Source organism: Streptomyces sp. NPDC056373 (genome assembly GCF_042262425.1).
Lineage (GTDB): Bacteria > Actinomycetota > Actinomycetes > Streptomycetales > Streptomycetaceae > Streptomyces.
The window spans coordinates 187,471-207,696 of sequence record NZ_JBHJPX010000016.1; the positions used below are offsets into that span (position 1 = coordinate 187,471).

The 20,226-nt window shown below is 71.7% G+C and carries 17 protein-coding genes; 7 read left to right on the top strand and 10 right to left on the bottom strand.

What is annotated here, in order from left to right:
* Window positions 1-4 precede the first annotated feature (4 nt).
* The 9 genes from ACFCXS_RS30820 to ACFCXS_RS30860 form a co-directional block, all read right to left on the bottom strand.
* On the bottom strand, window positions 5-1,216 hold the full coding sequence (locus ACFCXS_RS30820; RefSeq protein ID WP_376646636.1) for a Gfo/Idh/MocA family protein: 1,212 nt from the start codon (window positions 1,214-1,216) through the stop codon (window positions 5-7).
* Window positions 1,217-1,271: 55 nt separating this feature from the next.
* Entirely contained in the window at window positions 1,272-2,318 is a 1,047-nt protein-coding gene (locus ACFCXS_RS30825) for a substrate-binding domain-containing protein (RefSeq protein WP_376646637.1), read from the bottom strand.
* 50 nt (window positions 2,319-2,368) lie between these two features.
* Window positions 2,369-3,385, bottom strand: coding sequence for an ABC transporter permease (locus ACFCXS_RS30830; protein WP_376646638.1), 1,017 nt, complete (start codon window positions 3,383-3,385; stop codon window positions 2,369-2,371).
* The gene (locus ACFCXS_RS30835; RefSeq protein ID WP_376646639.1) at window positions 3,382-4,896 is read right to left on the bottom strand and encodes a sugar ABC transporter ATP-binding protein; all 1,515 of its coding nucleotides are present in this window, start codon (window positions 4,894-4,896) and stop codon (window positions 3,382-3,384) included. The genes ACFCXS_RS30830 and ACFCXS_RS30835 overlap by 4 nt, the downstream gene beginning before the upstream one ends.
* A 118-nt stretch (window positions 4,897-5,014) precedes the next feature.
* Window positions 5,015-6,196, bottom strand: a complete 1,182-nt coding sequence (locus ACFCXS_RS30840) for an ROK family protein (RefSeq protein WP_376646640.1) — start codon at window positions 6,194-6,196, stop codon at window positions 5,015-5,017.
* 253 nt (window positions 6,197-6,449) lie between these two features.
* Window positions 6,450-7,127, bottom strand: a complete 678-nt coding sequence (locus ACFCXS_RS30845; protein ID WP_376646641.1) for a GntR family transcriptional regulator — start codon at window positions 7,125-7,127, stop codon at window positions 6,450-6,452.
* 157 nt (window positions 7,128-7,284) lie between these two features.
* A complete protein-coding gene (locus ACFCXS_RS30850; protein ID WP_376646642.1) occupies window positions 7,285-8,223 on the bottom strand; it encodes a beta-ketoacyl-ACP synthase III in 939 nt (312 codons plus the stop codon).
* A gap of 237 nt (window positions 8,224-8,460) precedes the next feature.
* The gene (locus ACFCXS_RS30855; protein ID WP_199808545.1) at window positions 8,461-8,601 is read right to left on the bottom strand and encodes a hypothetical protein; all 141 of its coding nucleotides are present in this window, start codon (window positions 8,599-8,601) and stop codon (window positions 8,461-8,463) included.
* Window positions 8,570-9,904: an OFA family MFS transporter gene (locus tag ACFCXS_RS30860; protein WP_376646643.1), complete on the bottom strand. Its 1,335-nt coding sequence runs from the start codon at window positions 9,902-9,904 to the stop codon at window positions 8,570-8,572. Before ACFCXS_RS30860 ends, ACFCXS_RS30855 begins: the two co-directional genes overlap by 32 nt.
* 235 nt (window positions 9,905-10,139) lie before the next feature.
* Between ACFCXS_RS30860 and ACFCXS_RS30865 the strand changes: the two genes are divergently transcribed.
* Genes ACFCXS_RS30865 through fdhD form a run of 5 tightly spaced genes read left to right on the top strand, consistent with a single transcriptional unit; the run spans window position 10,140 to window position 16,575 of the window.
* Window positions 10,140-11,111, top strand: a complete 972-nt coding sequence (locus ACFCXS_RS30865) for a 2-dehydropantoate 2-reductase (protein ID WP_376646644.1) — start codon at window positions 10,140-10,142, stop codon at window positions 11,109-11,111.
* Window positions 11,108-13,033 carry a molybdopterin oxidoreductase family protein gene (locus ACFCXS_RS30870; RefSeq protein WP_376646645.1) on the top strand — a complete coding sequence of 642 codons (1,926 nt, stop codon included), beginning with the start codon at window positions 11,108-11,110 and terminating at the stop codon, window positions 13,031-13,033. Before ACFCXS_RS30865 ends, ACFCXS_RS30870 begins: the two co-directional genes overlap by 4 nt.
* A 5-nt stretch (window positions 13,034-13,038) precedes the next feature.
* The gene (locus ACFCXS_RS30875; RefSeq protein ID WP_376646646.1) at window positions 13,039-14,862 is read left to right on the top strand and encodes an NAD(P)H-dependent oxidoreductase subunit E; all 1,824 of its coding nucleotides are present in this window, start codon (window positions 13,039-13,041) and stop codon (window positions 14,860-14,862) included.
* Entirely contained in the window at window positions 14,859-15,719 is an 861-nt protein-coding gene (locus ACFCXS_RS30880) for a 2Fe-2S iron-sulfur cluster-binding protein (RefSeq protein ID WP_376646647.1), read from the top strand. The genes ACFCXS_RS30875 and ACFCXS_RS30880 overlap by 4 nt, the downstream gene beginning before the upstream one ends.
* A gap of 7 nt (window positions 15,720-15,726) precedes the next feature.
* Entirely contained in the window at window positions 15,727-16,575 is an 849-nt protein-coding gene (fdhD, locus tag ACFCXS_RS30885; RefSeq protein ID WP_376646648.1) for a formate dehydrogenase accessory sulfurtransferase FdhD, read from the top strand.
* A gap of 171 nt (window positions 16,576-16,746) precedes the next feature.
* Here fdhD and ACFCXS_RS30890 read toward each other — a convergent pair whose 3' ends face one another.
* Entirely contained in the window at window positions 16,747-17,184 is a 438-nt protein-coding gene (locus ACFCXS_RS30890) for a MarR family winged helix-turn-helix transcriptional regulator (RefSeq protein ID WP_376646649.1), read from the bottom strand.
* Window positions 17,185-17,286: 102 nt separating this feature from the next.
* Between ACFCXS_RS30890 and ACFCXS_RS30895 the strand changes: the two genes are divergently transcribed.
* Window positions 17,287-18,204 (top strand): zinc-binding alcohol dehydrogenase family protein, encoded by a 918-nt coding sequence (locus tag ACFCXS_RS30895; RefSeq protein ID WP_376646650.1) that lies wholly within the window; start codon window positions 17,287-17,289, stop codon window positions 18,202-18,204.
* A 139-nt stretch (window positions 18,205-18,343) separates the two neighbouring features.
* Window positions 18,344-20,215 carry an exo-alpha-sialidase gene (locus tag ACFCXS_RS30900; protein ID WP_376646651.1) on the top strand — a complete coding sequence of 624 codons (1,872 nt, stop codon included), beginning with the start codon at window positions 18,344-18,346 and terminating at the stop codon, window positions 20,213-20,215.
* Window positions 20,216-20,226 lie beyond the last annotated feature (11 nt).

A 20,226-nucleotide genomic window follows, 5' to 3' on the forward strand; every position in this document is an offset into this window, starting at 1 on the left:
CTCCTCAGACCGCGATCGGCGTGTAGACGGAGTTCTTCTCGGCGCTCTCCTCGACCGCCGCGAGCACACGCTGCACCTGCAGCCCGTCGGCGAAGGAGGGTTCGGGGCGGCGTCCCTCGGCGATGGCGTGGACGAGGTCGCGGGCCTGGTGGACGAAGGTGTGCTCGTAGCCGAGGCCGTGACCCGGCGGCCACCAGGCCTCCAGGTAGGGGTGGTCGGGTTCGGTGACGAGGATCCGCCGGAAACCGGCCTCCGCACCGGGCTCGCCGGCGTCGTGGAAGGACAGCTCGTTGAGCCGTTCCAGGTCGAAGGCGAGTGAGCCGCGCTCCCCGTTGAGTTCGATGCGCAGGGCGTTCTTGCGGCCGGTGGCGTAGCGGGTGGCCTCGAAGGAGGCCAGTGCACCGGAGGGGAAGCGGGCGGTGAACAGGGCGGCGTCGTCGACGGTGACCTGCCCGGTTCCGGCGGAGGTCACGGCGGACAGCCCGCTGGTGGCGCCGGTGGGCAGCGGCCGTTCCCGGACGAAGGTCTCCGTCAGCGCGGAGACGCCCGCCAGCGGCTCCCCCACCAGGTACTGCGCGAGGTCGACGATGTGCGCGCCCAGGTCGCCGAGCGAGCCCGAACCGGCCTGTTCCCTGCGCAGCCGCCAGGTCAGCGGGAACGCGGGGTCGCTCAGCCAGTCCTGGAGGTACGTCACCCGTACATGCCGCAGCCTGCCCAGGCGGCCCTCGGCGACCATGCGGCGGGCCTGGGCGGTGGCGGGCACCCGGCGGTAGTTGAAGCCGACCATCGCCACCTGGCCGCGGGCGTGGGCCTCCTCGGCCGCCAGCGCCATCGAGGTGGCTTCCTCGACGGTGTTGGCGAGCGGCTTCTCGCACAGGACGTGCTTGCCCGCGGCCAGGGCGGCCAGGGCGATCTCGGCGTGGCTGTCGCCGGGGGTGCAGATGTCGACCAGGTCGACGTCGTCCCGTGCCACGAGGGCCCGCCAGTCGGTCTCGGTGGTCTCCCAGCCGTGCCGGTCGGCCGCGGCCCGGACCGCGGCGGCGTCCCGGCCGCAGATCACCGCCTGGACGGGGTTCAGCGGCAGGTCGAAGACGCGGCCGGCGGTGCGCCAGCCCTGGGAGTGGGCGGCTCCCATGAAGGCGTAGCCCACCATCCCCACGCGCAGGGGTGGCTTGCCTGCCTCGGTCCCCTCCGGCTGCTCCTGCGGCTGTCCCATACGGGTGTCCTCCTCGTCCTGGTCGGGGTGGCGCACGTGGGGGGTGCGGGGTGGCTCACTTGAAGCCGGTGGACATGTACTGGTCGACGTTGGTCTTGTCGACGACGGCCGAGTAGAGGGTGAGCGACGACGGGATCTCGAACTCGGCGAGGCCCCCGATGCCCTTGCTCTGTCCGAGGGCGCGGGCCAGGTCGATCGCGGAAGCGGCCATCGTCGGCGGGTACAGCACGGTCGCCTTGAGCACACCGTCGTCCTGCTTGATGGCCTGGAACGCGGAGAGCGCGCCGGCGCCGCCGACCATCAGGAAGTCGTCGCGCCCGGCCTGCTCGATGGCGCGCAGCGCGCCCACGCCCTGGTCGTCGTCGTGGTTCCACAGGGCGTCGAACTTCGACTGGGCCTGGAGCAGCTGGGCCATCTTGGCCTGCCCGGACTCGACGGTGAACTCGGCGGCCTGCCGGGCGACCTTCTTGATGTCGGGGTAGTTCTTCAGGGCGTCGTCGAAGCCCTTGGTGCGCTGCTTGGTGAGTTCCAGGTTGTCCAGGCCCGCCAGTTCGATGACACGGGCGCCGGACTTCCCCTTGAGCTTCTCGCCGATGTAGTGCCCGGCGTTGAGGCCCATGCCGTAGTTGTCGCCGCCGATCCAGCAGCGGTAGGCCTGCGGGGTGTTGAAGATGCGGTCGAGGTTGACGACCGGGATGCCGGCCCGCATCGCCTTCAGGCCGACCTGGGTGAGTGCCTTGCCGTCCGCGGGCAGCACGACCAGGACGTCGACCTTCTTGTTGATGAGGGTCTCGATCTGGCCGATCTGCTGGGCGGTGTCGTTGGAGCCCTCGGTGATCTCCAGGGTGACGTCGGAGTACTTCTCGGCGCGGCTCTTGGCGTTGTCGTTGATGGCGTTGAGCCAGCCGTGGTCGGCCTGCGGTCCGGCGAAGCCGATGGTGACCTTCTTGCCGGGCTTGTCGTCGGCGGCCGGCCGGCCGTTGCCGGCCGGCTCGTCCTCGGAGTCGGACGGCTCGTTGCTCGTGCACCCCGTGAGAAGGGCACCTGCGGAGACGGCGGCGGCCCCGAAGAGCAGCCCTCTGCGGCTCGTGATCTCTGTCATGGCGGGAGAACCCTTTCCTCAGGTCGTGCCGGGCGGGTGCGGTGCGGCTCTCAGGTCGTGCTCGCGGTACGGCGCTGGACCAGCACGGCGGCGACGATGATCGCGCCCTTGGCGATCTGCTGGACGTCGCTCTGCAGGTTGTTCAGGGCGAAGATGTTGGTGATCGTGAAGAAGATCAGGACGCCGAGCACGGATCCGGTGATGGTGCCGCGGCCGCCGGTGAGCAGGGTGCCGCCGATGATCGCGGCGGCGATGGCGTCGAGTTCGTAGAGGTTGCCGTTGGTGTTCTGGCCGGAGCCGGACAGGACGATCAGCAGGAAGGCCGCGATGCCGCAGCACAGCCCGGACAGCAGGTAGAGGTAGAGCCGCTGGCGGCGGACGTCGATGCCGGCGAGCCTCGCGGCCTCGGGGTTGCCGCCGACCGCGACGGTGCGGCGGCCGAAGGTGGTGCGGTTGAGCACCAGCCAGCCGATGACCGTGACGACGGCGAACACCATGACCAGGGGCGGGATGCCGAGGACGTAGGCGTCGCGCTCCCCCAGGTCGAGGACGGAGGGCACGGTGACGATCTGCGTCTTGCCGTCGGTGATCTGCAGGGCGAGGCCGCGGGCGGAGGCCAGCATGGCGAGGGTGGCGATGAACGGCACCATCGAGCCGTAGGCGATGAGCACCCCGTTGACCAGGCCGCAGCCGACTCCGACGACGATCGCCGTGAAGAGGATGCCCGCGAAGCCGTACTCCTGGGTGGCGACGGTGGTGGCCCACACCGAGGCGAGGGCGACGATCGCGCCGACCGACAGGTCGATACCGCCGGAGACGATGACGAAGGTCATGCCGACGGTGACGACGCCGACCACGGAGGCCTGGGTGAGGACCAGTTGCAGATTGCGGGTGTCGAGGAACTCGTCGGGCTTGGTGATGCCGCCGACGACGATCAGTGCGGCGAGCACGCCGAGCAGGGAGAGGGTGCGGACGTCGGCGCGGGCCGGCAGGCCGCGCCAGGCCGGGGGCTGAGCCTCGGGCACCTTCGCGGTGCTGCCCCGCGGCGGGGAGACAGGCTGCGTCATGCCGGGCTTCCTTCCATGACCAGGTCGAGTACGCGGTGTTCGTCGAGTTCGCGCGCGGGCGCCGTGTGCACGATCCGGCCCTCGCGCAGCACCAGCACGCGGTCGGCGAGGCCGAGCACCTCGGGCACCTCGCTGGAGACCAGCAGCACGGCGAGCCCCTCGTCGGCCAGCCTGCGGATGACCGCGTAGAGCTCGGCGCGGGCGCCGACGTCGACGCCGCGGGTGGGTTCGTCGAGCAGCAGCACCTTGCAGCCGCGCAGCAGCCAGCGGGCCAGGACTGCCTTCTGCTGGTTGCCGCCGGACAGGGTGCGCACGGGCACGGACGGGTTGTCCGGCCGGAGCGACAGCTCGCGGGTGGCGGCCCGGGCCGCACCGAGTTCGGCGCCCCGGTCGATCCAGCCGCCGCGCGAGAAGCGGGACATGGAGGAGACCGACACGTTGCGGGTGACGGACTCCAGCATCAGCAGGGCCTGCGCCTTGCGTTCCTCGGGGGCGAGCCCGAGTCCGGCCCGGACGGCGGCGCGCACGCTGCCCGGCTTCAGGGCCCTGCCGTCGACCAGCACCTGACCGGCCGTCGGTTTGCGGGCGCCGTAGACGGTCTCCAGGATCTCGGAGCGGCCCGAGCCGACGAGTCCGGCGAGGCCGACGATCTCGCCCGGGCGGACCTCCAGGTCGAGAGGCTCGAACTCTCCTTGCCTGGACAGCCCTTGGACGGTCAGCACGGGTTCGCCGGGTGGCGGCGAGAGAGGCCGGTCGGGGAAGACGTACTCGACGTTGCGTCCCGTCATCAGCGCGACGACCTCGCGGGTCGGGGTCGACTTCGCGGGGAGGCCGCCCGCGACGGCCCGGCCGTCCTTGAGCACCGTCACCCGGTCGCCGATACGGCGGATCTCCTCCAGGCGGTGCGAGATGTAGACGACGGCGACTCCGGCGGCGGTGAGGTCGCCGACGATACGGAAGAGGTTGTCGACCTCGTCCGGGTCGAGCGCGGCGGAGGGCTCGTCCATCACGATGAGCCGCACGTCGTGGGAGAGCGCCCGCGCCATGGACACGATCTGCTGCTGCGCCGCCGGCAGTTCGCCGACCAGCCGGGCCGGATCGATCTCCGCATGGCCGAGTCGTCCCAGCAGAGCGGCCGTTGACGTCCTTGCCGCCTTCCCCCGGACGACGAATCCGGCGGTGGTCGGCTCATGCCCCAGGTGCACGTTCTCGGCGACCGAGAGGTGCTCCACCAGGTCGAGTTCCTGGTAGATGGTCGCGATGCCGAGGCGCATGGCGGCGATCGGCGAGCGCAGCGTCACCTCCTCGCCGTGCCAGTGGATGGTCCCCGTGTCGGGCTGGTGGGCGCCGGCCAGCACCTTGATGAGGGTGGATTTGCCGGCCCCGTTCTGGCCGAGCAGGCAGTGCACCTCACCGGCCTGGACGTCGAGGTCGACGCCGTCGAGGGCGCGGACTCCGGGGAACGACTTGGTGATGCCGGACATGCTGAGCAGCGGTGGTTCTGGTGCCATGAGGTCCCCTTGGCGGGCGGGCCGGTGTCAGGGCGCTTGCCGAACAGGCGTGTTCAGGGCCGGGCAGGGCAGGGCGGAGCAGCGGGTCGTGCTGGTGCGGCCGTACGGGGGTGCGGGCTTACGCGGGTGAGAACAGGTGGTCGCTGATGAGCCGGGCCGCGCCGATCACCCCGGCGGTGGGGCCCAACTCGCCCAGAACGATGGGAAGGTTGCCGGTCGCCAGCGGCAGCGACTGGCGGTAGACCTGGGTGCGGATCGCGGCGAGCAGGGTGTGACCGAGGCCGGTCACCCCGCCGCCGATCACCACCAGGCCCGGGTTGAAGAAGCTGACCAGGCCTGCGATGACCTGGCCGGTGCGGTTGCCGCCCTCGCGGATCAGCTCGAGTGCGGTGGCGTCACCGGCGGCGGCCGCGGCGGCGACGTCGACGGCGGTGAGGCCGCCGTCGGTCTCCAGCCGCGAGGCCAGTTCGGCCGAAAGTCCCTGCTGGGCGGCCTCCGTTGCGTCGCGGGCCAGGGCGGCCCCGCTGAAGTGGGCCTCCAGGCAGCCCCGGTTGCCGCAGGCGCAGGGGCGGCCGTCGGGAACGGCCTGGATGTGCCCGATGTCGCCGGCGCTGCCCGTCGTACCGCGGTAGACCTCGCCGCCGACGACGATGCCGCAGCCGATGCCGGTGCCGATCTTGACGCAGAGGAAGTCGGCGACGGTGCGGGCGACGCCCGCGTGCTGCTCCCCCATCGCCATCAGGTTCACGTCGTTGTCGACCATGACCGGGCAGCCGAGTTCCTGGCTGAGCGCCTCCCGCACGGGGAAGCCGTCCCAGCCCGGCATGATCGGCGGCGCCACCGGGATGCCCTCGGGGAAGCGGACCGGGCCCGGGACGCCGATACCGGCGCCGTCGAACCCTTCCGCGAGCCCGGAGGCCCTCAGTTTCGCGGCCATGGCGAGGACCTGCTCGAAGACGGCGACGGGTCCCTCGCGCACGTCCATGGGCTGATTGAGGTGCCCGAGGGTCTCCAGTTCGGCGTTGGTGACGGCGACGTCGACCGAGGTCGCGCCGATGTCGACGCCGAGGAAGCGCAGCTCGGGGTTGAGACGGATGTTGTGCGAGCGGCGGCCGCCGCGCGAGGCGGCGAGTCCGTCGGCCACGACCAGCCCCGTCTCCAGCAGCCGGTCCACCTCCACGGCCAGCTTGGACCGCGAGAGGTCGATCTGGTCGCCCAGCTGGGCACGGGAGTTGGGGCCGCCGTCGCGCAACAGCTTGAGCAGTCGGGCCTGGTGGGCGTTTCCGGGTCGTGCCGTCATGCGTCTCACGAGCCCCTCCCCGCCTCGATCGGCCTGTGCGCGCCGGTTTCCCGCCACCGTGGTGGCTTGCTTTCGGAGGGAACGTAGCAGCGGCTGCCGGGGCTGGGAAGAAGTCGCGCAGGAATTGCCCCCTACTTTTTCCACTCACAGGACAAAGGAGTGGTGAGGTTGCCCCGCCTCGCAGCCGCGTGTGGTGGCGTCACAAAGCCCCGGAGCCATGGAACCCCGGGGCTTGGGACCTACGGCCACTGAGCTACGAGCGGGAACGCGCGTGGTACGAGCGCCGCGTGTGCTCGGTGTGTGCGCGCATCAGCTGGGTGGCGCGCTGTTCGTCCCGATCGGCGACCGCGGCGATCAGCTCGCGGTGCTCGATCCAGGACTGGTGACCGCGCCGACGGGCCACCGGCGTGTAGTACCAGCGCACACGCCGGTCCACCTGGGCGGCGAGTTCGGCGAGGACCGCGTTGCCGGCGAACTCCATGATCTTGGCGTGGAAGCGGGCGTTCATGGCGACGGCCCCGTCGACGTCATCGGCCTCGACGGCCTTCTCGCCCTCCGCGCACAGTGCTTCCAGGGCCGCGATGCCCGCGCTGTTCGCGTTGGCCGCCGCGAGCCGGGCCGCCTCGGCCTCCAGGAGCGTACGGACCGTGAGGAGCTGGTCGGCCTCCTCCTCCGTCGGCTCGTGCACGAACGCGCCCTGGGCGGGCCGCAGATCGACCCACCCCTCGGTGTTGAGCCGCTGCAGCGCCTCGCGCACCGGCTGCCGCGAGACGCCGAGGTGCCCGGCGAGTTCGCTCTCGACGAGGTGCTGGCCGGGCTGCAGCGCACGGGTCGTGATGAGTTCGAGCAGTGCCTCGTAGACACGGTCGCGCAGCGGTCCCGGGCGTTCCAGCTTGGGTACCGCCCCCTGGGGCAGGCCTGTCGACAGCATCGCGGTCCCCCTCCTCGGCAGGGCCGTGCACAACGCGGCGCGAGCCGGTATCGCCGCAGAGTCAGTATTGATTGTCTTTCGTCTACAGTCTACGGCCCACAAGTGCCAGGGTTTCGGGGAGTTGACCGCGTCACACCGCCAGGGACCGGGCCGGCACTCAAGGGCAGCGGACGACCTGCCCGGCGTACGACAGGTTCCCGCCGAAGCCGAACAGCAGCACCGGGTCGCCCGTGGTGAGCGCCCCCTGTTCGACCAGCTTCGAGAAGGCCAGCGGGATGCTCGCGGCCGAGGTGTTGCCGGACTCGGTCACATCGCGGGCGACGACCGCGTTGACGGCGCCGATCTTCTCCGCGAGGGGTTCGATGATGCGCAGGTTCGCCTGGTGCAGCACGACCCCGGCGAGGTCGGCCGGCTCCAGCCCGGCCCGCTCGCAGGCCCGGCGGGCGATGGGCGGCAGCTGTGTGGTGGCCCAGCGGTAGACGCTCTGGCCCTCCTGGGCGAAGCGCGGCGGGGTGCCCTCGATGCGCACGGCGTGGCCCATCTCGGGCACCGAGCCCCACAGCACCGGTCCGATGGCGGGCTCGCCGGCGGCCTCCACCACCGCCGCCCCGGCCCCGTCCCCGACCAGCACACAGGTGGTGCGGTCGCTCCAGTCGGTCACCTCGGACATCTTGTCGGCCCCGATGACCAGCACCCGGCTCGCGCCCCCCGCCCGGACGGCGTGGTCGGCGGTGGCCAGGGCGTGGGTGAAGCCCGCGCACACGACGTTGAGGTCCATGGTGGCGGCCTGCGGGATGCCCAGGCGGGCCGCGACCCGGGCGGCCATGTTGGGCGAGCGGTCGACGGCGGTGGACGTCGCGACCAGGACCAGGTCGATGTCCGCCGGGGCCAGCCCCGCCCCGGCGAGCGCCTTGGCGGCGGCGTGGGCGGCCAGCTCGTCGACCGGCTCGTCGGGTCCGGCGATGTGACGCGTGCGGATGCCCACCCGGCTCCTGATCCACTCGTCACTGGTGTCGACCAGGCCCGTCAGTTCCTCGTTGGTGAGGACCTTGGCGGGCTGGTAGTGGCCGACGGCGGCGATGCGCGAGCCGTTCATTGGGTGGATCCCCCTCGTTGCCTTGGGTAGCGGATCCACCAGTCTGATCAGTGACTCACGGGTACGACGGCAGCCAAGGCGACAGGAAACGGGCGCCGGGGTTGTCAGCTTCGGTCAGGAGCCCGGACGCCCGGACACCTGTCGAACGCCCACCCGGCGGCCCGCCTGCCGCCCGAGCCCGGCCGCCACCCGGACCCGGGCTCCTGCCCGCGCCCGGGTCCCGCTCGTGTCCGGCTCCTACCCGGTGAACAGCTGCGTCGCCTTGCGGACGAGCTCGTACAGCCCGTAGACGAGCGGTACGCCCACCCACACCCAGGCGAGGGCGATCAGCCACCGCCGGTCCGGGCTAGGCGGACTCTGACTGCTGTCGCTCGACATGGGCGGCCTCCTTCGGGGCGGGGACGTGGTGGCGGGGGTCGACGGGCCGCACCAGTTCGTTGGCGACGAAGCCGACGACGAGCAGCCCGATCATGATCACGAAGGACAGCCCGTACAGGGACGCGCCGTGCCGGCCCGCCTCCTCCTGCCGGTCGGCGATCCAGTTCACGATCAGCGGGCCCAGCACCCCGGCCGTGGACCAGGCGGTGAGCAGCCGCCCGTGGATGGCGCCGACCTGGTACGTGCCGAACAGATCCTTCAGATAGGCCGGAACCGTGGCGAAACCACCACCGTAGAAGGAGAGGATGACCAGCGCGCACAGGACGAACAGCGGCTTGGAGGAGTCGCCGAACAGGGCGATGAGGGCGTACATCAGGGCGCCGACGCCCAGGTAGACGCGGTAGATGTTCTTGCGGCCGATGAGGTCGGACGTGGAGGACCAGCCGATGCGGCCGGCCATGTTCGCCGCGGACAGCAGCGCGACGAAACCGGCGGCGGCCGTCACCGACACCGGGGTGGAGGTGTCCGCGAAGAAGTCCGTGATCATCGGCGCGGCCTTCTCCAGGATGCCGATGCCGGCGGTGACGTTCATGCAGAGCACGATCCACAGGAGCCAGAACTGCGGGGTGCGCAGCGCCTGTTTCGCCGAGACCTGCGGGCCGGTGGGTGCTTGCCGCGCGGTTCCGCGCGCCTCGGGGGCATGAGGCGGAACGCGGACCAGGAGCACACCCAGCAGCATGAACACGGCGTACGACAGCCCGTGCACCAGGAAGGCCAGTGCGATGCCGGTGCTGTCGCCGCCGAACGACTCCAGCATCTGGGCCGACCACGGCGAGGCGATGAGCGCGCCGCCGCCGAAGCCCATGATGGCGATGCCGGTGGCCATGCCGGGCCGGTCCGGGAACCACTTGATCAGCGTGGAGACGGGCGAGATGTAGCCGATGCCGAGACCGATGCCGCCCACGAAGCCGTAGCCGAGGACGATCAGCCAGTACTGCTCCAGGGACGCGCCCAGCGCGGAGAGCAGGAAGCCGGAGGAGAAGCAGATCAGGGCGACGGTCATGGCCCAGCGCGGGCCGTTGCGCTCCACGAGGGTGCCGCCGAACGCGGCGGACAGGCCCAGCATGACGATGCCCAGCTGGAAGGGCAGCGCGCTCTGCGTGCCGCTGAGGCCGAGAGCGGATTCGAGGGGCGGTTTGAACACGCTCCAGGCGTAGGCCTGGCCGATGGAGAGATGTACGGAGAGAGCGGCGGGCGGAACGAGCCAGCGGCTCCAGCCCGGGGGCGCGACTGGGGGACTCATGAACCCCGGACGGTAGAGATCCGACACGGGAGTTGGGAAGTCGGCACGGCGGCCGTATGCGGTGAACGGTATCCGGCATGCGCCGAACGGTCGGCGCACGCACCCTTGCCCACCCAACCTCCATACTGTAGACAATATTTCGTCGACACAAGCCGTCCGCGAGCCATACGTGACCCGTGAGCGGCCGGACGGCAGCCACCTCCGCGGTATCCCTCAAACCGAACGGAGTGTTCCCGTGAAAGTCGCAGTTCTCGGCGCCGGTGCCATCGGCGCCTACGTCGGCGCCGCGCTCCACCGCGCGGGCGCCGAGGTGCATCTCATCGCCCGTGGACCGCATCTGGCGGCCATGAGGCAGCACGGAGTCCGGGTGCGCAGCCCACGCGGCGACTTCACCGCGCGCCCCCACGCCACCGACGACCCGGCCGAAGTCGGCCCGGTCGACCATGTCTTCCTGGGCCTCAAGGCCAACGCGTACGCGGCGTGCGGGCCGCTGATCGCGCCCTTGCTGAACGAGACGACGTCGGTCGTCGCGGCCCAGAACGGCATCCCCTGGTGGTACTTCCACCGGCACGGCGGCCCGTACGACGGCCACCGTGTCGAGAGTGTCGACCCGGACGGCGCGGTCAGTGCGGTGCTCGCGCCCGAACGGGCCATCGGCTGCGTCGTCTACGCGGCGACCGAACTCGAAGGGCCGGGGGTCGTACGCCACTTGGAGGGCACGCGGTTCTCCATCGGCGAGCCCGACCGCAGCCGCTCCGCACGCTGTCTCGCGTTCAGCGAGGCCATGCAGGCGGGCGGGCTGAAGTGCCCCGTCGAACCGGACCTGCGCGGCGACATCTGGGTCAAGCTGCTCGGCAACATCTCGTTCAACCCGATCAGCGCCCTGGCCCGCGCGACCATGCGGCAGATGTGCCTGCACGGCGGCACCCGCAAGGTCATCGAGATCATGATGACCGAGACGCTGGCGGTCGCCGAGGCCCTCGGCTGCGAGGTCGGCGTCTCCGTCGAGCGCCGGCTCGCCGGTGCCGAGCGGGTCGGCGACCACCGCACCTCCACGCTCCAGGACCTGGAGCGCGGCAAACCGCTCGAACTCGACGTGCTGCTGGCGGCGGTCGTCGAGCTGGCGGAGATCACCGGCGTGGAGGTGCCCACCCTGCGCACCGTGCACGCCATCTCGGACCTGCTCGCGCTGAGGAGCGCCGCATGAGGAAACGCGACCGGACCTCCACGACCTACACCCGGCTCACCCACCCGCTCGTCCGGGACTCCCGCGACGAGCCGTTCCGGCAGGCCACCTGGGAGGAGGCCCTGGACCGGGCCGCCGCCGGCCTCGGGCGCAACCGCGACGCCTTCGGGATGTTCAGCTGCGCCCGCGCCACCAACGAGATGAACTACGTGGCGCAGAAGTTCGCCCGGGTCGTCATGGGCACCAACAACGTCGACTCCTGCAACCGCACCTGTCACGCCCCGAGCGTGGCGGGCCTGTCGGCGGCGTTCGGCTCGGGCGGCGGGACGTCGTCGTACGAGGAGATCGAGCACACCGACGTCATCGTGATGTGGGGCTCCAACGCCCGGTTCGCGCACCCGATCTTCTTCCAGCACGTGCTGAAGGGGATCAGGAACGGCGCCCGGATGTACGCCGTCGATCCGCGCCGGACCTCGACCGCCGAGTGGGCGGAGAGCTGGATGGGGCTCAACGTCGGCACGGACATCCCGATGGCGCACGCGATCGGCCGCGAGATCATCCACGCGGGGCTCGCGAACGAGGCGTTCATCGAGCGGGCCACCACCGGCTTCGAGGAGTACAAGGCCCTGGTCGAGCCGTGGACGCTGTCGCTCGCCGAGAAGGTGACGGGCGTACCGGCCGCGGCCATCCGCGAGCTGGCGCACGCCTACGCCCGCGCCGAACGGGCCCAGTTGTGCTGGACCCTGGGCATCACCGAGCACCACAACGGCACCGACAACGTCCGCGCCCTGATCAACCTGTCCCTGCTCACCGGGCACGTCGGCCGCTACGGCTCGGGCCTGCAGCCCCTGCGCGGCCAGAACAACGTGCAGGGCGGCGGCGACATGGGCGCGATCCCCAACCGGCTGCCCGGCTTCCAGGACATTCTCGACCCGGACACCCGGCTGAAGTTCGAGTCGGCCTGGGACACCGTCATCCAGCCGCACTACGGCCTGAACCTCACGGAGATGTTCGAGGCCATGGAGGATTGCACTCTCAAGGCCGTCTACTGCATCGGCGAGAACCCGGCGCAGTCCGAGGCGGACAGCGAGCAGGCCGTGCGGCGGCTGAAAGCCCTGGACTTCCTCGTCGTGCAGGACATCTTCCTCACGAAGACGGCCCAGCTCGCGGACGTCGTCCTGCCGGCCACCGCCGGCTGGGCGGAGACCGACGGCACGACCACCAACAGCGAGCGGCGCGTCCAGCGCGTCCGCAAGGCCGTCACCCCGCCCGGCGAGGCCCGCGAGGACATCGACATCATCTGCGACCTCGCGGCCCGGCTCGGGCACGACTGGAAGTACGCCGATGCCGAGACCGTGTGGAACGAGCTGAGGTCCGTCTCACCCGACCACTACGGCATGACGTACGAGCGCCTGGAGGAGCACCAGGGCATCCAGTGGCCCTGCCCGAGCACGGACGGGATCGAACCGACGTATCTGCACGGCCGGTTGTGGGAGTCGGACCCCGCCCGGCGCGGCCCGCTCGCTCCGTTCGGGATCGTGCAGCACGACCCGCCGGTGGACCTCACCGACGAGCGGTACCCGGTCCGGCTCACCACCGGACGGCGGCTCGACTCGTACAACACCGGTGTGCAGAGCGGCGCTTACGCCTCGCCGCTCAGGCGCGGCGAGTTCATCGAGCTGAGCCCGGAGGACGCCGAGCGCTACGGGGTCGTGGTCGGCGAGCACGTCCAGGTGACCTCGCGGCGCGGTTCGGTGACCGCGCCGGTGTGGGTGGACACCGCGCTGCGGCCGGGGCTCGCCTTCATGACCATGCACTTCCCGGACGAGGTGGACACCAACCAGCTGACGATCGAGGCGAACTGCCCGATCGCGGGGACGGCGGAGTTCAAGGCGTCGGCGATCCGGATCGAGAAGCTGCCCATCGCGACCATCGTGGGGTGACGTAAGTGGACCTGCACTTCGGTGACAGCAAACCGACGGACGAGGAACGGGCGGCCGTCGACGCCCTGCTCGGGCCTCCCGAGTCCTCCTGGGAGGGCGCCGACCGCACCGATGCGGATTTGCGGTGGGCGCGTGGCGGACGCGAGGCCCGGGACCGCCGCGACCTGCTGTTGCCGGGGCTGCACGCGATCAACGACCGGATCGGCTGGATCAGCGAGGGCGCCCTCGACTACCTGTGCCGGCGGCTGACGGTGCCGCCGGCGGAGGCCTACGGGGTCGCCACCTTCTACGCCATGTTCTCGGTCAAGCCCCGTCCGGCGACCGTGCTGCACGTGTGCACGGACCTGGCCTGCGCGGCGGCCGGGGCGCCGGAGCTGTGTGCCGGGATCGAGGCGCGGCTGGGCCTCGGCAGCGGGGTGAGCGTCGAGCGCAGCCCGTGCCTGGGCCTGTGCGAACGGGCCCCGGCCGCGCTCGCGATCAAGGCCGGGGATCCCGTGCGCACGGCGGTCTCGGCCCCGGCGACCGTCCACGACGCCGTGCTCGCCGCGAGCTCCCCGGACTCCGCGCCCGAGGAGCCGGCGGCCGCGCTGGCGGTGCCCCAGGCGGGGCAGGACGGGCTGATGCTGCTGCACCGGGTCGGCGTGGTCGACCCGTCGTCCCTCGACGACTACCGCGCCCACGGCGGCTACTCCGCCCTGCGCCGGGCCTTCGGGCTGGGTCCCGCCGGGGTCATCCGCGAGGTCACCGACTCGGGCCTGGTCGGGCGCGGCGGCGCCGCCTTCCCCACCGGCCGCAAATGGCAGGCCACGGCATCGCAGCCGGACCGTCCGCACTACCTCGTCTGCAACGCCGACGAGTCGGAGCCGGGCACCTTCAAGGACCGGGTGCTGATGGAGGGCGACCCGTACGCGCTCGTCGAGGCGATGACGATCGCCGGGTACGCGACCGGCGCCCACAAGGGTTATCTGTATCTGCGCGGCGAGTACCCGCGCGCCCTGCGCCTGCTGGAGCACGCGATCACGCAGGCACGTGCGCGGGGGCTGCTCGGCGACGACGTCCTCGGGCAGGGCTACGCCTTCGACATCGAGATCCGGCGCGGCGCGGGCGCCTACATCTGCGGTGAGGAGACGGCCCTGTTCAACTCCATCGAGGGCTACCGGGGCGAGCCCCGCTCCAAGCCCCCGTTCCCGGTGGAGAAGGGCCTGTTCGGCAAGCCGACGGTCGAGAACAACGTCGAGACGCTGGTCAACGTCCTGCCGATCCTGACCATGGGCGCCCCGGCTTACGCGGCGATCGGCACGGGACGCTCCACCGGCCCGAAGCTGTTCTGCGTGTCCGGGAGTGTGGAGCGGCCCGGTGTCTACGAGGTGCCGTTCGGTGCGACGCTCGGCGAGGTGCTCGGCATGGCCGGGGTGCGCGAGGGACTGCGGGCGGTGCTGCTCGGCGGGGCGGCCGGCGGTTTCGTGCGGGCCGACGAGCTGGACGTGCCGCTGACCTTCGAAGGGACCCGGGAGGCGGGCACGACGCTCGGCTCGGGGGTCGTCATGGCCTTCGACGACAGCGTGCCCCTGCCCCGGCTGCTGCTGCGCATCGCGGAGTTCTTCCGCGACGAGTCGTGCGGGCAGTGCGTGCCCTGCCGGGTCGGGACCGTGCGGCAGGAGGAGGCACTGCACCGGATCGTGGAGCGCACGGGCGCCGAGGCCGCCGGGGACATCGCGCTGCTGCGGGAGGTCGGCCGCGCCATGCGGGACGCCTCGATCTGCGGTCTGGGGCAGACCGCGTGGAACGCCGTGGAATCCGCCATCGACCGTCTGGGGGCGTACGAATGACCGTCACACCGCTGGGGATCCCGCGCCGCATGCTGGAGTTCACCATCGACGGGGAGGAGGCCCGGGTCCCCGAAGGCTCGACGATCCTGGACGCCTGCCGGGCGGCCGGGAAGGACATCCCGACCCTGTGCGAGGGCGACACCCTGCGGCCCAAGAACGCCTGCCGGGTCTGTGTCGTCGAGGTCGAGGGGGCCAGGACACTCGTCCCGGCCTGCTCCCGCAAGGCCGAGCCGGGCATGGAGGTCCGTACGGACACCGAGCGCGCCCGGCACAGCCGCAAGGTCGTCCTCGAACTGCTCGCGTCCTCGGTCGACCTGTCGACGACCCCGAAGGTCGCCGGGTGGCTGAAGGAGTACGAGGCGAAGCCGGACCGTTTCGGCCCGGACGCGGCGCGGCTGAACGAGGAACCCAGGATCGACAACGACCTGTATGTCCGTGATTACGACAAGTGCATCCTCTGCTACAAGTGCGTCGACGCGTGCGGCGACCAGTGGCAGAACTCCTTCGCGATCTCGGTGGCCGGACGCGGCTTCGACGCCCGGATCGCCGTGGAGCACGACGCGCCGCTGACCGACTCGGCATGCGTGTACTGCGGGAACTGCATCGAGGTGTGCCCGACGGGGGCGCTGTCCTTCAAGTCCGAGTTCGACATGCGCGCGGCGGGTACCTGGGACGAGTCGCGGCAGACGGAGACGACCACGGTGTGCGCGTACTGCGGAGTGGGCTGCAACCTGACGCTGCACGTACAGGACAATGAGATCGTGAAGGTCACCTCGCCGCACGACAACCCGGTGACCCACGGCAACCTCTGCATCAAGGGCCGCTTCGGCTACCAGCACGTACAGAACCGGGACTGATCAGGACATGGGACGAGTCACGGAACGACGCAAGGTGATCCGCATCCGGGACGGGGTGGTCTCCGACCGTCCGGACACGCTGGTCGCCGAGGAGCCGATGGAGATCCGGCTCAACGGCAAGCCCCTGGCGATCACCATGCGCACCCCGGGCGACGACTTCGCGCTGGCGGCCGGCTTCCTCGTGAGCGAGGGGGTGCTGGCCGGGCAGCAGGACCTGCAGAACATCGTCTACTGCGCCGGGGCGACGGCCGAGGGCTCGAACACGTACAACGTGGTCGACGTGAGGACGGCACCGGGCGTGGTGATCCCCGACATCACGCTGGAGCGCAACGTCTACACCACGTCCTCCTGCGGGCTGTGCGGCAAGGCGTCGCTGGACGCGGTGCGCACCACGACCCGGTGGCCCGTCGCCGACACTCCCCCGGTCCGGATCTCCCCCGGGCTGCTCGCGAGCCTCCCCGACCGGCTGCGCGCGGCCCAGCGGGTCTTCGACCGGACCGGGGGCCTGCACGCGGCGGCCCTGTTCTCGGAGGACGGCGAACTGCTGGACGTCCGGGAGGACGTGGGCCGGCACAACGCGGTCGACAAGCTGGTCGGCCGTGCGCTGCAGAACGGGGAGCTGCCACTGTCCCGGGCGGTCCTGCTCGTGTCGGGCCGGGCCTCCTTCGAGCTGGCGCAGAAGGCCGTGATGGCCGGCATACCCGTGCTGGCGGCCGTGTCGGCGCCGTCATCGCTGGCGGTGGACCTGGCCGCCGAGGCGGGCCTGACGCTGGTGGGCTTCCTGCGGGGCAGCTCCATGAACGTGTACGCGGGTGAGGACCGCATCGCCCTGCAGGCCGCGGCCGCCCAGGGCTGAGCGGATTCGCCCGCTGCACGGCGGCGGGGCCCCGACCGGCGGGGAGCGCCCCCTGCGCCGCAGGGGCCCCGTCTCGGCCTGCCCGCACGCCCCCCGCCCCGGCATGCCATGACACCCCCTGAGAGTCCCTTTCCGGCCTGCCCTCGCGAAGGCAGGACCCCTGCCGGATCGTCAGTCGGCCGTGCCGGATATCCGGAGCAGCATCGCCGTGAACTGCTCCCGCTCGTCCGCCGACAGCGGTGCGAGCAGTTCGTCGTTGGCGGCGTGGGCCGCCTTCTCGCAGCGTTCGAGCAGCCGGGCTCCGCGCGGGGTGAGGGACACCGCGTTCTTGCGGCGGTCCCGCGGGTCCGGCTCGCGCAGCACCGTTCCCGCCGACTGGAGGTCGTCGAGGACCCCGACGAGGTCCTTGGGGTCCAGCCGGACCCCGCGGCCGAGGTCCGCCTGGGCGACGGGACCGAGGTCGCGCACGGCGGACAGCACCACGTGGTGCCACATCCGCATGTCCTCCTCCGCCAGCGCCTCGGCCACCAGGGCCCGGCCGCGGGCGGCGGCACGGCCGAGCAGCCAGCTGGGCAGGGAGCGGATCGCGGGCAGGGGGGCTTCCGACATGGCCGCAGCCTAACCAAGAAATCGTTGGTTCTCCCTATGATCCTCCTATACCGTTGGGCATCCCAACGATCTCGTCGGGATCACCGACGACCCGGAGGTGTGATGCGCCGCGTCCGCTACGAATCCCCAGGCGGCCCCCTCTTCGTGGAGGAGGCACCACTCCCCGTGCCCGGCCCCGGAGAGCTGCTCGTGCGCGCGGAGGCCATCGGCGTCACGCTTCCGGTCGTCCGCAAGGTCACCGAGGCGGCCGAGCCGGTCCCGCTCGGCGGCGAGATCGCCGGTGAGGTCGTGGCCGCGGGCGAGGGCGTCACGGGGTTCGGCACCGGCGACCGGGTGACCGGGCTCTGCTTCGGCCACGGCTACGCGGACTTCGCCGTGCTGCACGAGACCATGGCCTCCCCGGTCCCCGGGAACGCGAGCGCCGTCGACGCGGTCGCCCTGGTCCGCAGCGGCCTGGTCGCCCTCGGCGCCCTGGAGGCGGCCCGCCCCGAGCCGGGCGAGGCGGTCCTGGTCACGGCGGCCGCGAGCGGTGTCGGCCAGCTGGCGGTGCAGCTGGCCAGGACGCGCGGCGCCGGACGCGTGGTGGGAGCTGTGTCCGACCCGGGCAAGGCCGACTTCGTGCGCGGGCTCGGCGCCGACCACGTCATCTCCTACGGCGACGCGAGCTGGGGGACGCCCGTGGACTACGTCCTGGACGCGGTCGGCGGCGAGCTGCTCACCCGGGCCCTCCACGCGCTCGTCCCCGAGGGGCGGCTGGTGGCCTACAGCTCGGGCGGCGGCGCCATCCAGGCCTACGACCTGCTCGTGGGCGCCAAGTCGGTCATCGGGTTCCAGATGGCCCGCATCGCCCGGGGCAAGCCGGAGTTGTACGAGCAGTGGCGTGAGGAACTGTGGCGGCTGTTCGCGGCCGGAGAGCTCAGGGCCCGTGTCCACGGGGAGTTCGCCCTGGAGGACGCAACCAAGGCGCACGCGGAGATCGAGGGGCGGTCCAACCTGGGCAAGGTCGTCCTGATCCCCTGACGCACGGTCCTTGTGGGGGGTCTGGGAGCCAAGTACCGTCTGTGACCCACACATAGGACGTGGAATGTCCGGATGACCGGATGTCCGATCCTGTGATCCGGTGGTCCAGCCGACAGACGCATGAAGGGCAGGTCGCACCATGCCGTCAAGTCTTCGCGCACGTCTGAGATCCACCCTGACAGCCGCCGTCGCCGCCGGGGCGCTCCTCGCGTCCACGGCTGCGGCGCACAGCCGACCCAGCACGGCCTCACCGGAGTTCGACCAGCAGGTGCTCTTCAAGGCGTCCCAGGATCCGGGATACGCCTGCTTCCGGATCCCGGCGATGGTCCGCACCGCCGGCGGCACCCTGCTGGCCTTCGCCGAGGGCCGTGTCCTCAACTGCGGTGACGCGGCCGACATCGACATCGTGCTCAAGCGCTCCACCGACGGCGGCCGCACCTGGGGGCCGCTCCAGGTCGTCACCGAGGGCGCGGGCGACACGCACGGCAACCCGGCGCCCGTCGTGGACCGCAGGACGGGCCGGATCCTGCTGGCCGAGACCTACAACACCGGCCGTACGGACGCCGGCAACTGCACCGTCCCCTGCGACCGCACCCCGCACCTGCAGTACAGCGACGACGACGGCCGCACCTGGTCGAAGCCGCGCGATCTGAGCGGCGAGATCCTGCCCGAGCACTGGAACTCCTGGTACGCGACCGGGCCCGTGCACGGCATCCAGCTGACCCGCGGCAAGCACGCCGGGCGGCTGGTGTTCGGCGTCAACACCGAGACGTGGAACGGCAGCCGGGTCTCCGCCAACCACGCGGCGCTCGTCGTCAGCGACGACGGCGGCGACTCCTGGCGGGTCGGCGCCACGGACACCTGGCCCATAGCGCTGGACGGCACGTTCCGGCAGAAGCCGTCCGAGGTGACGCTCACCGAACGCGCCGACGGCGCCCTGCTCGTCAGCGGCCGGGAACAGGACGGCACCGATCTGGGCCACCGCTCCCAGACCCTCAGCCTCGACGGCGGCGACAGCTTCGCCACGTCCTTCCGCGACCTCCCCGACCTGTACACCCCGCAGGTCCAGGGCGCGACGCTGCGTCTCGGCGGCCGGATGCTGCTGTCCGCCCCGGCCGACCCCGACCGCCGCCGCACGATGATGGTCCGCTCCTCCTACGACGGCGGGCGCACCTGGGAGAGCGTGGACCGGGGCACGGTCGTCACCACGGACTGGTCCGGCTACTCCGACATGGCGGCCCTGGGCGGCTCGGCGGTGGGGCTGCTGTACGAGGGCGGCGCGGTCGACGCACGCGACGAGATCCGCTTCGCCCGCTTCACCGAGGACTGGCTCAAGCCGCGCCGGGGCGCCGACCCGACCACGCGTGACGCGGCGGCGGGCGCAAAAGCCGCAGCCGTGCTCGGCGGTGCCGCGCGCACGGCCGGTGTCCGGGGCGGCGCGCTGTCCTTCGACGGCACCGACGACGCCGTACGGCTGCCCTACCGCTCCCGCCTCCCGCTCGGCGAGGGGGACTTCACCGCCTCGCTGCACTTCCGCTACACGGCCACGACCGGCGAGCAGCCCTTCCTGTGGATGGGCGGAATCGGCAGCACCCAGCCGCAGATCTGGCTGCGGGGCGAACCGGCGGGCAACCGGGTCCGAGGGCTGATCACCACCCGGTCGGGCGCGACGACCGTCAGGTCGGCCTCGGTGTGGACCGACGGCGCCCACAACGACGGCCGCTGGCACCATCTGGCGCTGCGCCGGGGCGGCGGGCAGCTCACCCTGTTCCTCGACGGCACGCCGCTCACCACCGCTGACGTGCCCGGGTCGGTCAGCCGCAACTCGCCGTTCGGGGTGCACATCGGCCAGCGCATGGACAGCCGGGCGTTCCTCACCGGGGCGATCGACGACGTCCGGGTGTGGAACAGGGCCCTGAGCGACGAGGAGCTGGCCGCCGGCGCCTCGGGCGCGGCCTCCCGGGGCACGGTGCTGTGGCTGCCCATGGACCGGGTGAGCGGCAGCAACTAACGTCACGGGAC

What these genes read in the sequence shown, in the direction of transcription:
- ACFCXS_RS30820 (WP_376646636.1), bottom strand. Translation starts at nt 1,216, where the DNA reads ATGGGACAGCCGCAGGAGCAGCCGGAGGGGACCGAGGCAGGCAAGCCA.
- ACFCXS_RS30825 (WP_376646637.1), bottom strand. Translation starts at nt 2,318, where the DNA reads ATGACAGAGATCACGAGCCGCAGAGGGCTGCTCTTCGGGGCCGCCGCC.
- ACFCXS_RS30830 (WP_376646638.1), bottom strand. Translation starts at nt 3,385, where the DNA reads ATGACGCAGCCTGTCTCCCCGCCGCGGGGCAGCACCGCGAAGGTGCCC.
- ACFCXS_RS30835 (WP_376646639.1), bottom strand. Translation starts at nt 4,896, where the DNA reads ATGGCACCAGAACCACCGCTGCTCAGCATGTCCGGCATCACCAAGTCG.
- ACFCXS_RS30840 (WP_376646640.1), bottom strand. Translation starts at nt 6,196, where the DNA reads ATGACGGCACGACCCGGAAACGCCCACCAGGCCCGACTGCTCAAGCTG.
- ACFCXS_RS30845 (WP_376646641.1), bottom strand. Translation starts at nt 7,127, where the DNA reads ATGCTGTCGACAGGCCTGCCCCAGGGGGCGGTACCCAAGCTGGAACGC.
- ACFCXS_RS30850 (WP_376646642.1), bottom strand. Translation starts at nt 8,223, where the DNA reads ATGAACGGCTCGCGCATCGCCGCCGTCGGCCACTACCAGCCCGCCAAG.
- ACFCXS_RS30855 (WP_199808545.1), bottom strand. Translation starts at nt 8,601, where the DNA reads ATGTCGAGCGACAGCAGTCAGAGTCCGCCTAGCCCGGACCGGCGGTGG.
- ACFCXS_RS30860 (WP_376646643.1), bottom strand. Translation starts at nt 9,904, where the DNA reads ATGAGTCCCCCAGTCGCGCCCCCGGGCTGGAGCCGCTGGCTCGTTCCG.
- ACFCXS_RS30870 (WP_376646645.1), top strand. Translation starts at nt 11,108, where the DNA reads ATGAGGAAACGCGACCGGACCTCCACGACCTACACCCGGCTCACCCAC.
- ACFCXS_RS30880 (WP_376646647.1), top strand. Translation starts at nt 14,859, where the DNA reads ATGACCGTCACACCGCTGGGGATCCCGCGCCGCATGCTGGAGTTCACC.
- fdhD (WP_376646648.1), top strand. Translation starts at nt 15,727, where the DNA reads ATGGGACGAGTCACGGAACGACGCAAGGTGATCCGCATCCGGGACGGG.
- ACFCXS_RS30890 (WP_376646649.1), bottom strand. Translation starts at nt 17,184, where the DNA reads ATGTCGGAAGCCCCCCTGCCCGCGATCCGCTCCCTGCCCAGCTGGCTG.
- ACFCXS_RS30895 (WP_376646650.1), top strand. Translation starts at nt 17,287, where the DNA reads ATGCGCCGCGTCCGCTACGAATCCCCAGGCGGCCCCCTCTTCGTGGAG.
- ACFCXS_RS30900 (WP_376646651.1), top strand. Translation starts at nt 18,344, where the DNA reads ATGCCGTCAAGTCTTCGCGCACGTCTGAGATCCACCCTGACAGCCGCC.